Genomic DNA, 14,460 nt, shown 5'->3' on the forward strand with positions numbered 1-14,460 from the left:
CCTGAAACGTGTGGTCGAAATCGGTAAGCACGGCCTACGACGTTCGTTCCGATACTAGTATTCGATAGAATATGTCGCCGATGTGGAACTGAATCCCGGAAAAGAATCACTCGTATCGTCGTAATTATTCTCCATTCTTGTTGCTATTATGATTAAATTTCGGGGCATGTGTCGAAGCGAGGAAAATTTCGGTCAACACAACCGACGACTCGACACCCGGACGTCCGCTCACTTCGTCCGAGTGAACTCGGACCGGAGCACCCACGTATCGCCGGAAACGAAGGGAGAGCCGGGACGACCGGCACCTCGCCAGAGCGCATCGATGGGGTCACTCAACGCCTCCCGCACGTCCACGTCGTAGTTTTCGAACGTGACCGGAAACGGAGCGAGTATTCCTTCATTAATAATGTCATTCTTCTCGGTCACTTCCTCGACGGCCGTCGCGTCACCCGCCTCCTTCCCGCTCGCATCGAGGCGAAGCCCGTCCGTGCCGAACACGCTGAGTGCGACGTGAACCGGTGCCATACGCTGGTGGTAGGCGAGAACGCGCAGATACCGACGGACGCACCGCGTCAGTTCGAGTTCGAGGGTTCGACCGTCGAGTCGCGGTGCGTCGGATTCCGACGACTCGAACGGAATCGCCGAGACGGACTCGACGACGCCGTTCGAAAAGATGTGCGCGTAGCCCGCGGGGGCGTCGCGTTCGTCGGCCTCGACGACGGCCCCGAACCCGTCGCCGGTCCACGACCCGCGCGCGCCGTCCCGCCCGAGGACGGGGAGCTGTTCCGGCCGCGACGGGTCGGCCTCCGGCAGGACGCTGTGGCCCCCGAGGTCGATGGCGTAGCCGTCGTCGTAGACGCCGGTGGGGACGACGTGGACGACGATGCCCCGCGGCGACTCGAAGTCGAAGTACCCCCTGCCGTCGATGACGGTTTCGAGTCGTCGCTGATGGAGCGCCGTCGCTTGCTCGTTCGACCCACCGGCGTACTTCGCCGCCATAACCGCGTCTCGATAGCTCATTCGCTACCGTTGCAAATCCGCGAAGACGGTTAAGTGGACTGATAGACCAGTTCAGGATGTCGTCCATCCGAACGGTATTTGTTTTCTCACTGATTGTACCGAAACGTGAGCGACTTCAGACCTCCTTCGAATTCCCCCGTTCTCTCCCCCTCCCGTCGGCGCTTCCTCGGTGCCGTCTCGGCCGCCGTCGCGGGCACGCTCGGTGGCTGTAGCGCCGTCTATCCCGCCGCCACGACGACGGTTTCGAGCGACGACTGGCCGCTCGTCGGGTACGACCCGGCGGGAAGCGGCTACAAACCGGACGGACTCTCGCTCCGGTCGAAGCCCGACGTTCGTTGGAAACGAACGCCGCGGACCGTGTTCGGAACGCCGTCGTCGCCGCTCGTCTACGACGGGACGGTCTACACTGCCAGCGGCGACCTTCTCGCCGTGGACGTGGCCGACGGCACGACGCGGACGCTGTTCTCGGAGTTACACGGGCAGTTCCCCGCCATCGCGGCCGACACCGCCTACCGCAACGAGACGGTGATTTCGACCGACGGACGGCGCGTCTCCGCGGTCAACCCGTCGTCGGACCTCCGCGGCGAGCTTCGATATCGGTGGCGGACGCCCGCGCCGGAGTCGTCTTTCGCGTCGTCGTTCTTCCCGTCGAGCGACGGGTCGCCGCCGGTGGTCGCGGACGGACTGGTGTTCGTCCCGGCCCACCTCGACGAGCGCTCCCTGCTCGCGCTGGACGCGAGCAGCGGGGCCGAACGGTGGCGCTACCGGACCGATGGAATGGCCTCGCGGGCGTCCGTCCACGACGGCACCGTCTACGTCGCGACGTGGCTCAACGAGTTCGCCGCGCTCGACGCCGAGACGGGTGCGGTCCGGTGGCGACGACAGCCCTTCAAGCAGGTCCTCACATGGGGCTACGTGACCGCCGCGGACCACGGCGTGTACGGCGTCCGCGACGACTACGCCATCGCCTTCGAAGCCGAGAGCGGTGACCGCCGCTGGTTCCGCCACCTCGACGGCGACAGCGAGTACGCCGAGATACAGGGGTCGCTGACCGTCACCGACGACGCGGTGTTCGTGCAAGTCGAGCGGGAGAAGGGAATGGTTCTCCTCGCGCTTGACCCCCAATCCGGGCGGACCCGATGGTCCGCCCGCGTCGGCGGCCACGAAACGACGCCCGTCGTCGCCGGAGAGACGGTCTACGCCCCGGACCAATCGGGGCTGGTCGCGCTCGATGCGAAGACCGGTCGGCGGCTCTGGACGTTCCCGACGAAAGGCGACCCGTCCTCTCCGGCGGTCGGCGGCGGCGCACTGCTGTTCACCGACGGGTTCGCGCTCTACGCCTTGGAGGCATCCCGATGAGCGAAAACGACCGGATTTCGGGGGCGGGAGTCAACCGCATCGGCTCGCCGTCCGACGAGGACATCAGCGCCTTCGGACTGCTCGAAGGGAGCGTCAGGGACCTCCGAACGCGGCCGTCGCTCGCCCTGCCGTTCCTGTTGATAGGCATCGTTCTCGCCGCCCTCAACCTCGTTCGACTCCGCGACTCGGTTCCGGTACAGCTCGAAACCATCGGTCGCTACGGCGTCGCCCATCTCACAGTCCTTTCCCATCCCGGTTCCGTGCAGCTCGTTACCCGACCCGTCGGCGCGGTGTTCGGCCTTCGTCTCCTCCCCGTCGCCGGAATCGCCGCGGTATGGCTCGCCTCGTTGACGGCGACCGCGGCCGCGGTCACCGCCGTCGTCGCCCTCGTCGATGGCGATTCCGTCTCGCCGCGTGACGTCGCGTCGGTAACCGCCTATCTCGCCGGTCTGCTGGCCGTCCTCTCGTTGGTGGCCGCGACGGGCGCGGCGTTCGGGTTCGTCGGGAAGCTCGCCGCTTTCCTCGCTTTCGTGTTCGTTTCGGTGCGGCTGTTTCCCGCGCCGGTTCTGGTGGCCCGGGGTGCGTCGATACGGAACGCGGTTCGGCGGAGTTCCGCCGCGGTGTCCGGCCACGGTGTGTCGGTCCTCGGATTTTCCGTGCTCGTCGGGACGTTCCAGTTCTGGCTCGGAAGCCTTCCGCTGCTCGACGCGCCCAGCACGTCCCTATCGCTCCGAGTGGCGCTCGGGACGTTCCTCGCGGTCGCTGTTTTCGCACCGTTGGCGACGCTCGGAGCGGTTCGGGTGGCGGCGCTCGCGTCCGACGAGTGAGTCACTCGCCGAACTCGTCGATTCGACCGTGGACGTACGCACACCACTCGTCGAGCGTTCGGTGCATGAGCGCTTTCGCCTCCGACAGGGGCGTCGGTTCGTGGCGATAGACGTGCCCTCCGCCGTCGAGGAGGTGGCGGCGTCTGCTCGCCAACCCCTTCTCGCGCAGGGTCGCAAGCGACCGCGAGACGTTGCTTCGGTCGCGGCCGGTCGTCCGCGCCAACTCCTCGGTCGTGCTGTTCGGACGCTCTAAGAGCGCCAGATAGGTTCGACTCTCGTGCGGTTGGATTGAGAACACGCAGGTCAACACGTCTTCGAACCCCGGCTCATCCGCGAGCATCAGGCTTCGGAATCGTTGTGGGTCGGGGTCGTTCATGAGTGAGCAGACCACACGAACGACGATAAACGTCCCAGTTACCTTCAACTCACCCCGGTCGTGCATTCCCGACGCACGTGCGTCCCGACCGCACGCACGCCAAATCGACTTATCCAGATTCGCGGTAGTTACGGATGATGGCAACCGAAACAGCGACCGAACGAACGGCGGAAACGGCAGCGAATACGGACGGCGCGTGGCAAGCGGGCGTCGGTTCGGGACTCGTCGCAGGGGCGGTGATGGGCGTCATGCTGACGGTGCAGATGCGGCCGGTCATCGAACACGCCATTCCCGCCCTCTGGGGACTCGACGGTGGATTTGCCGGATGGGTGATTCACATGGTAAACGCGGCTATCTTCGGCGTCGTGTTCGCCGCGATCGCGACGACGCCGCGCTTTCGAACGCTGACGGATTCGGTCGGAACGTCCGCGCTGGTCGGCGTCGGGTACGGCGTCCTGCTCTGGGTCGTCGCGGCCGTCCTCGTCATGCCCGTCTGGTTGCAGGCGGTCGGCTTCCCGATGGCACCTCCCGTCCCGAACGTCAACCCGACCAGTCTGATGGGTCACGCCGTCTTCGGACTGGTGTTGGGGGCGCTGTATCCCGTCGTCCGAAATCGGTAATCGGGGACCGTCGCCGAACGCCGCGACGGCTCTCTGCTCACCCGTACGTCCGTTCGAGGTGGGTTCGGAGGTCGTCGACCGTCGAGGGGTCGTAGGTCCAGAAGCCGAAAAATCGCCCCTCGTCGCGCTCCTCGGCGACCAGCGCGCATTTTTGCCGGTCGTCGCCGCCGCCGTCGTAGACGATGAACCACACCGAACCGATTTCGCCCGTCTTTCTGGCACGATAGGTCGTGTTTCGAATACGCGGCGGTTGCCAGTCCGCCCGCCCGTAGATGTGGACGTCGAGGGTCGTCTCGCGCGCGAGGCGACGGTACACGTCCGTCTGTGCGCGAAACGCGGACAACGACTGGAAGCCGACGTGGAGCGTTCCCTCGCCGACGCGCCACGCGCGGTCCTCGAACTCGCGGCTCGTCGCCAGCATCTGGCGACGGTCGAACGACGAGAACAGGGTCCGGCCGAGCAGCGCCAACAGGTCGCGGAACGCGGACGGGTCGAACTCGTCGCTCCACGGGACGCGGACGGGCGGCGTGAGAAACTCTCGAAGCGACGTCAGTCCGATTGCACCCTTGAATCCGTCGCGGTCGCGGATGACGAGGAACTCGTCCGGGCCGACGCCCCGAAGTCGATTGTACCGCACCGTGACGTTTTTCGTCTCGAACTCGTCGGCGATGTCGGTGGACGGGTCCTCGCTGTAGACGACGAGCGTCTTTCGGTTGCGTTCCACATCGGCGATGGTTTCCCGAAGGTCCATTTGAACGTCTCCCGTGACAGTCAGTTCGGATACTCGTTCCGTCGCGCCCAGCGAAGCAGTCTGGCGACCGGATAGGCTAGCTCGGGGAGTACGAGTCCGTCTCCGCTCGAATCGTACCCGGCGAGTCCCGCCTTCCGTAGCATGTGGACGTGCTCGTGGCGTAGTTCCGTAATCAACCGGTTTCGGTCGTCCGGCGTCGCCATTCGGTACTCGCTCGCGTAGAGCCACCCGGTGAGAACGTCGGCCAGTTCGTCCATCGAAACCCGGTCCCACTCCATCAGCGCGTAGACGGCGTACCGACGGCGACGGCTCGCTAACGCTCGGTACACGTCGTCGTCGAGCGACGGGTCGAGGAGAATGTCGTACAGCGTGTCCTCCGTGTCTCTCGCCATCCCGATTCCTCCATGCTCACACCCACGCCGTGAACGTCAGTAAGCGTTCCGTCCGGCCCGCTATCGCATTCGGGTATCGAGCAGACGACTCGCCGTAAAGAGCATGACGCTCCCGACGAAGGCGACGGTCGAGACCGCCAGCACGCTCAGTCCGGTCCCGGACGTGTCGAACGGTCCCTGCGCTCCGGCGGTCGTGTACTGTTGAATCGTCTCCACTCCGGCGTACCCGAGGAGGAAGAACGCCACCGTTATCGTGAGGAGCAGCGCGCCGCCGATGAGGCCGTAGAACGACGCCATCTCCTCGACGCTCAGGAGTTGACGCATCCGGCGCGTGCTGAGGTCCGACTCGTTGGTGAGGATGGTCGCCGCGACGGCGACGTGTCCCGCCGCCGCGCCCGCTTCGAGGAGGAGGACGAGCACGCCGGGCATCAGGATGATGGGCGAGGACGTGAGCGGCGTCCCGCCCGGAAATAGCGCCGCGACCGATTCCGAATAGCCGAGCGTTATCGGTCCGACGAGCGAGAGCGCGAGGAGCACGACGCTCTGCCACGCCAGTTTCGTCGAGATACGTTGGTCGAAGAGGCTGTTCCGTCGGACGCGCAGTCGCTCGTAGGGCGAGCCGTGGAGGATTGCGTCCGCGATTCTGTCGTCGAAGTAGTCGGTCTGTTCCGTCACGGTATCACGACCGCCAAGCGGCCGTTTTCACTCGATATTCACCTCGCAGGTTTACCTGTATCGGTCCGCCGAACGGCCATTTTTCGGATGATTCGCGGAATTGGGACAACGAAATCGCCGGTTCAACTCGGTGACGGCGGGACGTCGGTTCCGCGGCGGCGCCCACCACTCGCGTGACGTCGGACCCCCACGTTCATTGTCACCGGCGGACAGGGTGGAAACGAATGACGGAGTACGACACCATCGTGGTCGGCGTCGGCGGCATGGGGAGCGCGACGGCGGCCCACCTCGCCGAGCGCGGGCAAGACGTATTGGGTCTCGAACGCTACGACGTACCGCACTCGATGGGGTCGTCCCACGGCCTGACGCGAATCATCCGAAAGGCGTACTACGAACACCCGGATTACGTCCCGCTGCTCGAACGCGCCTACGAGCTGTGGGACGAGTTGGACGCGGCCCACTCGACGCAACTGCTCCACAAAACCGAGTGCGTCGTCGCCGGACCCGAGGGAAGCGAGAAGGTCGCCGGTGCGCGCAAATCGGCCGAGGAGCACGGCTTGGAACACGAACTGCTCTCGGGTGCGGAACTCGGCGAGCGCTATCCGGGCTACGATCTGCCCGACGAGTTCGTCGCGGTCGTCGAACCGGACGGCGGGTTCCTCCACGTCGAGCAGTGCGTCGTCGCCCACGTGAACGCGGCCCACCGACACGGCGCGGAGATTCACGCGCGGGAGGGCGTCCTCGACTGGGAGCCGACCGCCGACGGCGGCGTCCGCGTCGAGACGGCAGAAGACAGCTACACCGCCGACGCGATGGTCGTTACGGCGGGCGCGTGGGCCGCGAACCTGCTCCCCATGCTGGAGACGGAGGCGGTGCCGGAGCGACAGGTCTTGGGGTGGTTCCAGCCCGAACATCCCGAGCGGTTCCAGCCCGATTCGTTCCCCGTCTTCATCGTGGAGTGCGAGGAGGGCTACTTCTACGGCTTCCCCGAGTACGGCGTGCCGGGGTACAAGGTCGGGAAGTACAACCACTTTCACGAGGAGGTGGACCCGGACGACGTGGCCGAACCGACCCCCGGCGACGAACGCGTCCTCCGGGATTTCACGGAGCGCTACTTTCCCGACGCGGCGGGACCGACGATGCGCTTGGAGACCTGCATGTTCACCAACTCGCCGGACGAGCACTTCATCATCGACACGCTTCCGGACCACCCGCAGGTCGTCGTCGGGGCCGGGTTTTCGGGCCACGGCTTCAAACTGTCGAGCGTCGTCGGTGAGATTTTAGCGGACCTCGCCATCGACGACGAGAGTCGCCACGATATCGAGTTGTTCTCGCTCGACCGGTTTTGAGAACGGCCGGCTGGTCGATGAAACGACCCACTCCACTGCCCTATTCGAATCCCGTACTCGAATTCCTTACTCGAACCGTTCCACGCTGAACGTCTCGATATCGACGGACTCTCCTCGCATTTCGTCCGCGACCAGTTTGCCGCTGTACGGCCCGAGTTGCAGGCCCGTCGCGCCGTGGCCGGTCGCCAGATGAACGCCTTCGACGGTCGGAACCGCGCCCAACACGGGGAGTTGGTCGGCGGAGCGCGGACGAAGCCCGACGCGAACCTCGTCGATTTCCGCGTCGGCGAGGCCGGGCGCGACGCGGAGCGCCTCGCCGAGCACTTCGTGGACGCCCGCGGCCGTCGTGTGCGGTGCGAACCCCGAACCGACTTCGCGGGTCGCGCCGACCGCCACGCGGTTGTCCGGCCACGGGACCATGTAGTGGCCGTGGAACGGGCTGAGGATGGGCCACGACGACGTGTCCGTCTCGCCCAAATCGAGGTGGATGATCTGACCGCGCTGGGGTTCGACGGGAATCGACACGCCGAGCGACTCCGCGAAGCGGGGCGACCACGCGCCACCGGCGACGGCGACCGCATCCGATTCGTACCGCCCGCCGTCCGTGGTTTCGACGCCTGTGACCGCGCCGTTCTCGTGGTCGATTCGGGTCACGTCCCCGTCGAGGACGGTGAGCCCGTGGCTTTCTCCCGCCCGGAGCAACGCGCCGGTGAACGTCCGGGCGTCCACCCGCGCGGCCCCGTCGTAGGCGCGACACCGGCGGGTTTCGGCGAGCGGGGGGTACCGCGATTGCGCCTCCGACGACGAGATTTCTTCCGTCGTTCCAGGCGCTGGCTGATCGTACTTCTCCTGTCGCTCCCGAATCCGTTCGGATGCCGCGTCGTACTCCGGTACTTCGTCCTCGCCCACCGCGACCGAGAGCAGAGAACAGTCGGAGTAGCCCGTCTTCCCGTCCTGTTCGTTTTCGAGGTGCTCGACCAGTTCGGGGTAGTACGCCGCCGCGTCGAGCGCGAACTCGAACCACCGGTCCGAGGCCGTGCGACTGCTGGTCGCGGGCGAGATGATTCCGGCACCGGCGTCGGTCGCTCGTCCGGTATCGTGGCGGTCGACGAGGAGCGTGTCCACGTCTTTCCGTGCGAGGTGGTACGCGACGGAGGCGCCGACGATTCCGCCTCCGACGACGATTGCATCGTGCATGACCGGCCATTGAGCGTCCACCACCTCGTTCCTATGGGTACCGACAATCCGGAACGCTGGTGCGTCGGTCGAACGACCCGAAACCGGCCGCTACCGCGTCGGTAGTCCAGTACTCTTCAGTAGAGAATGGTATGATTTAGTGAGAAATAGTGCAAGTCAGTGTCATTCACTATGGTTCAGTGCTCCTCGAGAGGATTCAGTATCTCGTATTTTCGGCGTCGGTCGGGTCGTTCGCGCCGGTTGTGCGCGAATCGTCCCGAGCATCCGTCGTCGAGCGGACGAGCGCGCTCGTTCTCGTCTCTCCGCCGAACGCTATCCCAAATCCGGGTCGGTATCGACGAACCGGTCTATCTTCTCCGGTGCGCGCCAGTCGGTCGTCAGTTCGAGCAGTTGGACCAGAATCCGGCCCGTCGCGCCCCAGACGGTGTAGCCATCGACGTGGAAGTAGTGGATGACCACCTCGCCGTAGCGCGGATGCTCGCGGTACTCGTTCTCGTAGTTGTCGAAGTCCGTCAGTTCCGAGACGGGGAGCACGGCGATTTCGGCCACCTCGCGCTCGTCGGGGTCGTACTGCCGGTCGGGAATCCGAACGACGAACGGACTTATCGAATAGTGGGTTATCGTTCGGATGTCGTCCAGTCGGCCGACGCCGTCGACCTCCTCCGGTCGAAGACCGATTTCCTCGTTGGACTCCCGGACCGCCGTCTCCCAGAGATCCGCGTCTCCCGGTTCGTGCCCGCCGCCGACGAAACTCATCTGTCCGGGATGTTCGCCGAGGTGATCCGCCCGCTTCGTGAAGAGAAGGGCTGGGCCGTCGTCGCGGGCGATAATCGGAACGAGGACGGCGGCCTCGCGCTTCTCGTCCGTGACCAACCGTGGTTCGTGGTCGGCCACCCGACCGAGGTTCATGTGTTTTCGTTGCTCCCTCCGGCCTTAATTTGCCCGGTCGGGACGCGACTCGTCCAACCGCTCGCGCACGTCGTCCGCTTCGACCGGCGCCCACGCTTCGAGGTCGTAGCTCACGTCCACGAGATACCGTGCGCGTTCCTCGTCGGCCGTTTCGGCCTCGGTCGCCAATCGCTTCCGTACCCGTTCCCCGAGTCGCTCGCGGTCGGTCGTCCGCTCGGGGACGTCCATGATGTGCGGCAAGTCCTCCGCGTTCTCGGGCAGTGCGGGGAACGCAACCGGTCCGGGAACGAGGACGGTCTCCCCGTCGGCGTCGGCTTCGACGAGGTAGAAGTCGCGCACGCCGTCCTCGATGACCGCCTCGAACGCCGACACGTCCACTTCCTTGCCCTGCTTGAACGCCAGTTCGGCGAGCGCATCGGCCAGTTCGGCGCGCGTCAGCGCCCCGAACATATCGACCACGCCCGCGAGTTCATCTTTCGTCTCGCTCATTACCGGGAAGCGTCGGGCGGTCGATATTAGTGTTGGCGTTCCGGGCACCGAAATATAAGAAAATAGATATATTGTCGGCTATCAGACGAGATAGAGGAAGTTGTGGACGCCGAGAAAGCCGTACCACGCGCCAGCGGCGAGATACGTCGTCGTCCTGAAGGCGGCGGGGTACCCCTCGGGGGTCCATGACTCCGGGAACAGTCGCTCGATGAGGAGGCCGCTCTCCGCGAGAACGACGACGCCGACGACGGCGAACACGAGCGTGAGGAACGACCCGCCGACCGTCCCGAACTGCTCCATGAGCGTTCGCGTGAGCCACACCGATTCGAACACGTCGGCCCGAAGGTGGAGGACGGTAATCGTGCTCACCGCGTCGAGCGTCTTCCCCCCGATGAGAATCGCCAACAACCAGACGCGGTTTGGGGCGGCCGTCGGCCACTCCCCGCGCGTCTCTAACCACCCCACGGAACTGTTCGACATAGACGTGCCGACGGCCGAACGGGTCTTTGTTATGTCACGGTTAAGCTCGAATCAGGAGTGCTCTGTCCGTGAAATTCGGAATTAACGGCTCGTTAGCGGGGGAGAACGGGGAACGAAACGGCTTTCAGACACTCTCTCGACGCGTCTCTCATGCACGAGTTCGTCCTCCCGCCAGCCCTCGAACCGGGCGATTCCGTCGCGGTCATCGCACCCGGAACGAGCCACGCGTCCCTGTTCCCCCACGTCTATGAGTTGGGACTCGACCGTCTCGAATCGGAGTTCGGACTGACCCCCGTCGAGTTCCCCACCGCGACGAAATCCCCGGAGTGGCTGTACGACCACCCTGCAGCGCGGGCGGAGGACGTAATGGACGCCTTTGCCGACCCCGACATCGCGGGCGTCATCGCGGTCATCGGCGGCGCGGACCAAGTTCGCATCCTGCCGCACCTCGACACCGACGTGCTCCGCGAGAATCCGACGCGGTTCTACGGTACGAGCGACAACACGAACCTTCAGACGGTCCTCTGGAACGAGGGCGTCGTCTCGTTCTACGGCGGCACGCTCTTCACCGAGTTCGCCATGGAAGGGTCGATGCACGACTACACCGTCGAGTACCTGAAGCGGGCCATGTTCGAGGAATCGTTCGGCGAACTCCGTCTGGCAGATCGATTCACCGACGAGAACTTGGATTGGGCCGACCCGAACAACCTCGAAAAGCACCGCGAGATGGAGCCGAATCCGGGGTGGCAGTGGCGCGGCGGGACCGAACGCGTCACGGGTCGAACGTGGGGCGGCTGTCTGTCCGTCGTGGACCAACAGTTGTCCGTGGACCGCTACCTGCCCGCCCCGTCGGAACTGGACGGCGCGGTCTTGCTCCTCGAAACCTCCGAGGAACTGCCGAGCGAACACGACGTTCGCTGGATGCTCATGGGGATGGGCGAGCGCGGACTCCTCTCACGGTTTTCCGCGGTTCTGGTCGGACGGGCGAAGGCGCGGTCACACGAGGTGGCGCGACCGCCGGACGAACGGGCGGTGTACCGCGAACGCCAACGCGACGCCATCGCCGACCTCGTTGCCGAGTACAACCCGGACGCCCCGGTCGTCTTCGACCTCGATTTCGGCCACACGGCCCCCGTCGCGCCGGTTCCGGTCGGCGGCGAGGTGACGGTGGACCCCGAGAGCGAACGAATCCAGTTCGAATACTGATAACAAGATTCTAATAGCGTTTGGGTTCTGGATTAATACATGACCGTCGTCAGTGTCTCCATGCCGGACGAGTTGCTCTCCAGAATCGACCAGTTCGCCGACGAACACGGCTACACCGGCCGGAGCGAAGTCGTCCGCGAGGCCAGCAGAAACCTCCTCGGCGAGTTCGAGGACCGCCGCCTCGAAGACCGCGAACTGATGGCCATCGTCACCGTGCTCTTCGATTACGAGACGACCAACGTCGAGGAGCGGATGATGCACCTCCGTCACGAACACGAGGGACTCGTCGCTTCGAACTTCCACAACCACATCGGCAATCACCACTGCATGGAACTGTTCGTCCTCGAAGGAACGTTGGAGGAAATCTCCGCCTTCGTCGGCCGGATTCGAGCCACGAAGGACACGCTCACCGTCGATTACTCCGTGACGCCCGTGGACGGGTTCAGTCCGCTGGCCGACGCCGAGTAAGATACTCTATTCGACCAGCCGAACCGTATCGCCCACCGAGACGTCCGATGCGCTTCCGGCGGGCAGTTCGAACAGCGTGTCCGCTTCCGCTTTTCCCAATCCGGTCCACGCGGACAGCCGTTTCACCCGCTGGACTTCGCCGTCCACCGCCCACACCCCGTCGAGCGGAAACGGGACGAACACCATGTGGACGTCGCGGGCGTCCACGTCGTCGAATCGGAACGCGAGGGCGTAATCGTCGGGAATCGACCGGCGAAACATCAGTCCCTTCGCTTGCGAGAGAAACGAATCCGCCGTCTCGACATCGTTCGCTAGCGTCTCCGACCGTCCGTCCGATTCGTGTACGACGCGCACGTCGGGAACTCCTCAGGGAGAAGACAAAACGTTTGTGCGAGCGCGCCGCTACGAGTTCAGCATGGAGAAGACACCGACGGGCACCGCCGTCGGCGTGGACGACCCGTACGAGCACGTCGGCCTCTGCGACCACCTCACCGACGAGGGGAACTGCCGCTACGCCTTCGACCATCCGCAACACGACCCGGCGTTCGCCCGCGAGCGCCGCGAAGAGGACTTCGCCTGCCCGGTCGCCGACCCCGACGGCGACTGGTCGTGGCGCGACTGCCCGCACTTCCGCTGTCGAAATCACGACCGCCAGTGCGTCCGCTGCGGCCTCGAAGAGCGGCGGATGGCCCACTCGAACGAGCGCCCGCTCCTCGAAGAACACCACCTCTCCTACGCCGGGGGCGGCGAGACGCTCTCGCACGAAATCACGGTGTACCTCTGTCGCTGGTGTCACGCGAAGGTCCACAACTCGTGGGCGCGAATCGACGACGACGTGAACCCCGACCCGGAGGCGATGGCGGAAGCGGAAGGGCGGCGGAGCACGGAGCGGGCCGAAACCGCCTTCGAAACCGCGGCGGAGCGATACGACCGCGAGAAGTGATCGTTCGCCTATCCGCCCGCGTCCGTCGATTTCGACGTTCCCGAACTCCCCGCGTCCGTTCCTTCATCCTTCTTTTTCGCCTTCTTCGCCTTTTTCCGCTCGGCCCGTTCGACCGCCCGCTTCAAAAGCGAGGGTGTCAACAACACCGAGACGACGAAGACGACCAGATAAGCCACGAAGATTTGGTTGCCGACGATACCCTGCGCGACGCCGAGCGAGACGATGGCGATTCCCGATTCGGAGCGGGGAAGGAGGGCGAAGCCCAGAATGAGCGAGTGTTCCCGACGCCCTCCGGCGATGATGTTTCCGGCGTAGCCAGCCACGAAGTTCGAGAGGAGGCCGAAGACGGCGAAGACGACGATGAAGGTGTTGACCGTCAGCGCGCCGAGGTTCATCCTGGCTCCGATGGCGACGAAGTAGAGCGGGATGAACACGCCGTAGGCGATGCCGTACACGTTCGACTGGAGTTTCTTTCCCTCCAGTCGCTTGTTCGTCGAGATGACGAGTCCGATGGTCAGCGCGCCGATGAAGTACGAGAGGTCCACCGCGTCGGAGGCGTAGCCGAAGATGAACAGCAGTCCGAGGATGCCGATGAAATCCGCCATGCCGACTTGGGATTTCGACAGCAGGTCTGACACCGGGTCGAGGAGGAATCGGTAGAAAATCGCCGCGGCGACGAAGAAGAGCGCGGCCAATCCGAGAGCGGAGGCGGTCCCCATCAGGCCGCCACTGACGAAGAACAGGGGGAGGATGGAGATGCCGAGCAGGCCAACCACGTCGTCCACCACCGACGCGCCGAGAATCCAGCGCCCGTACTGCGTGTCGAGTTTGTCGAGCGAGAGGAGGGTCCTGACGACGATGGAAACGGACGTGACGGAGAGAATGAGACCGAGGTAGAGGCTCGATTCCAACCCCTGTCCGAAGTAGCTCCCGATGATGTATCCGACGACGAACGGGAGGATGACGCCCGATAGCCCGATTATCAACACCGGGCGAAACGCGGCGAGCAGATCGCTCAAATCTATCTGCTGGTAGCCGACGTCGAAGAAGAGCAACAGGCCGCCGATGGTGGCGATGAGGATGAACGGACTGTTCTCGGCCGTACTGGCGATGAGCACGGCGACGGATGGACCGAGGACGACGCCCGCGAGGATTTCGCCGAGAAACCCCGGTTCGCCGAGTCGTTCGATGGCTTCGCTCAGGACGAGCGAGAGCAACAGGCTCACTCCGATGACGAGGAAGATTTCGAGCGACGCCATTATCCTCGACGCCTCCCGATACCGCTCGCTTCCGTGCTTCTTCCCCCGTTCCTCAGGCGATTCATGTCACGGGAACGGTCGGTAGCGACTCGCATAAGTATGCGGCGCGTATGCGGAGAAACGGGTCGTTGCCCCTTCCG

Annotated in this window: 18 protein-coding genes; 7 read left to right on the plus strand and 11 right to left on the minus strand. The window is 64.8% G+C overall.

The genetic code is table 11. The annotated features are described in order from the left end of the window. Window positions 1–228: 228 nt before the first annotated feature. Window positions 229–1,020 carry a hypothetical protein gene (locus B208_RS0115535; RefSeq protein ID WP_232423816.1) on the minus strand — a complete coding sequence of 264 codons (792 nt, stop codon included), beginning with the start codon at window positions 1,018–1,020 and terminating at the stop codon, window positions 229–231. 105 nt (window positions 1,021–1,125) lie between these two features. On the opposite strand from B208_RS0115535, the gene B208_RS0115540 reads away from it, so the two are divergent. Both B208_RS0115540 and B208_RS0115545 read left to right on the plus strand, forming a co-directional pair. Continuing rightward, complete coding sequence (locus B208_RS0115540) at window positions 1,126–2,379, plus strand: PQQ-binding-like beta-propeller repeat protein (RefSeq protein WP_007981841.1); 1,254 nt, start codon at window positions 1,126–1,128, stop codon at window positions 2,377–2,379. After that, window positions 2,376–3,206 carry a hypothetical protein gene (locus tag B208_RS0115545; protein WP_007981840.1) on the plus strand — a complete coding sequence of 277 codons (831 nt, stop codon included), beginning with the start codon at window positions 2,376–2,378 and terminating at the stop codon, window positions 3,204–3,206. The genes B208_RS0115540 and B208_RS0115545 overlap by 4 nt, the downstream gene beginning before the upstream one ends. A gap of 1 nt (window position 3,207) precedes the next feature. On the opposite strand, the gene B208_RS0115550 is transcribed toward B208_RS0115545, so the two are convergent. Further along, window positions 3,208–3,582 (minus strand): helix-turn-helix domain-containing protein, encoded by a 375-nt coding sequence (locus B208_RS0115550; protein ID WP_007981838.1) that lies wholly within the window; start codon window positions 3,580–3,582, stop codon window positions 3,208–3,210. 137 nt (window positions 3,583–3,719) lie between these two features. On the opposite strand from B208_RS0115550, the gene B208_RS0115555 reads away from it, so the two are divergent. Next, window positions 3,720–4,202, plus strand: a complete 483-nt coding sequence (locus B208_RS0115555) for a hypothetical protein (protein ID WP_026177883.1) — start codon at window positions 3,720–3,722, stop codon at window positions 4,200–4,202. Window positions 4,203–4,239: 37 nt separating this feature from the next. On the opposite strand, the gene B208_RS0115560 is transcribed toward B208_RS0115555, so the two are convergent. Genes B208_RS0115560 through B208_RS0115570 form a run of 3 tightly spaced genes read right to left on the minus strand, consistent with a single transcriptional unit; the run spans window position 4,240 to window position 6,020 of the window. After that, entirely contained in the window at window positions 4,240–4,953 is a 714-nt protein-coding gene (locus B208_RS0115560) for a DICT sensory domain-containing protein (protein ID WP_007981835.1), read from the minus strand. A gap of 20 nt (window positions 4,954–4,973) precedes the next feature. After that, window positions 4,974–5,345 carry a DUF7344 domain-containing protein gene (locus B208_RS0115565; RefSeq protein ID WP_007981833.1) on the minus strand — a complete coding sequence of 124 codons (372 nt, stop codon included), beginning with the start codon at window positions 5,343–5,345 and terminating at the stop codon, window positions 4,974–4,976. 60 nt (window positions 5,346–5,405) lie between these two features. Continuing rightward, the gene (locus B208_RS0115570; protein WP_007981831.1) at window positions 5,406–6,020 is read right to left on the minus strand and encodes a hypothetical protein; all 615 of its coding nucleotides are present in this window, start codon (window positions 6,018–6,020) and stop codon (window positions 5,406–5,408) included. A gap of 224 nt (window positions 6,021–6,244) precedes the next feature. Between B208_RS0115570 and solA the strand changes: the two genes are divergently transcribed. Continuing rightward, window positions 6,245–7,369 (plus strand): N-methyl-L-tryptophan oxidase, encoded by a 1,125-nt coding sequence (gene solA / locus B208_RS0115575; protein ID WP_007981829.1) that lies wholly within the window; start codon window positions 6,245–6,247, stop codon window positions 7,367–7,369. Window positions 7,370–7,435: 66 nt separating this feature from the next. Here the strand turns inward: solA and B208_RS0115580 are convergent, their stop codons facing one another. The 4 genes from B208_RS0115580 to B208_RS0115595 all read right to left on the minus strand — a co-directional run bounded on the left by B208_RS0115580 (window position 7,436) and on the right by B208_RS0115595 (window position 10,444). After that, window positions 7,436–8,566, minus strand: a complete 1,131-nt coding sequence (locus tag B208_RS0115580) for an NAD(P)/FAD-dependent oxidoreductase (RefSeq protein ID WP_007981828.1) — start codon at window positions 8,564–8,566, stop codon at window positions 7,436–7,438. Window positions 8,567–8,878: 312 nt separating this feature from the next. Then, the gene (locus B208_RS0115585) at window positions 8,879–9,475 is read right to left on the minus strand and encodes an NUDIX hydrolase (protein WP_007981826.1); all 597 of its coding nucleotides are present in this window, start codon (window positions 9,473–9,475) and stop codon (window positions 8,879–8,881) included. A 24-nt stretch (window positions 9,476–9,499) separates the two neighbouring features. Continuing rightward, window positions 9,500–9,964, minus strand: a complete 465-nt coding sequence (locus tag B208_RS0115590; RefSeq protein WP_007981824.1) for a DUF7109 family protein — start codon at window positions 9,962–9,964, stop codon at window positions 9,500–9,502. An 81-nt stretch (window positions 9,965–10,045) separates the two neighbouring features. Next, entirely contained in the window at window positions 10,046–10,444 is a 399-nt protein-coding gene (locus B208_RS0115595; protein WP_007981822.1) for a hypothetical protein, read from the minus strand. A gap of 150 nt (window positions 10,445–10,594) precedes the next feature. Here B208_RS0115595 and B208_RS0115600 point away from each other — a divergent pair, with 150 nt between their 5' ends. Both B208_RS0115600 and B208_RS0115605 read left to right on the plus strand, forming a co-directional pair. Continuing rightward, on the plus strand, window positions 10,595–11,650 hold the full coding sequence (locus tag B208_RS0115600; RefSeq protein ID WP_007981820.1) for a S66 family peptidase: 1,056 nt from the start codon (window positions 10,595–10,597) through the stop codon (window positions 11,648–11,650). A 39-nt stretch (window positions 11,651–11,689) separates the two neighbouring features. Beyond that, entirely contained in the window at window positions 11,690–12,118 is a 429-nt protein-coding gene (locus B208_RS0115605) for a CopG family ribbon-helix-helix protein (protein ID WP_007981810.1), read from the plus strand. Window positions 12,119–12,124: 6 nt separating this feature from the next. Here B208_RS0115605 and B208_RS0115610 read toward each other — a convergent pair whose 3' ends face one another. Next, window positions 12,125–12,472 (minus strand): DUF192 domain-containing protein, encoded by a 348-nt coding sequence (locus B208_RS0115610; protein ID WP_007981807.1) that lies wholly within the window; start codon window positions 12,470–12,472, stop codon window positions 12,125–12,127. 61 nt (window positions 12,473–12,533) lie between these two features. Here B208_RS0115610 and B208_RS0115615 point away from each other — a divergent pair, with 61 nt between their 5' ends. Then, on the plus strand, window positions 12,534–13,061 hold the full coding sequence (locus tag B208_RS0115615) for a DUF7097 family protein (protein ID WP_026177884.1): 528 nt from the start codon (window positions 12,534–12,536) through the stop codon (window positions 13,059–13,061). An 8-nt stretch (window positions 13,062–13,069) separates the two neighbouring features. Here the strand turns inward: B208_RS0115615 and B208_RS0115620 are convergent, their stop codons facing one another. Beyond that, window positions 13,070–14,320, minus strand: coding sequence for a cation:proton antiporter (locus B208_RS0115620; RefSeq protein ID WP_007981804.1), 1,251 nt, complete (start codon window positions 14,318–14,320; stop codon window positions 13,070–13,072). Window positions 14,321–14,460 lie beyond the last annotated feature (140 nt).

It is taken from the genome of Haladaptatus paucihalophilus DX253 (genome assembly GCF_000376445.1).
Classification (GTDB): Archaea; Halobacteriota; Halobacteria; order Halobacteriales; family Haladaptataceae; genus Haladaptatus; species Haladaptatus paucihalophilus.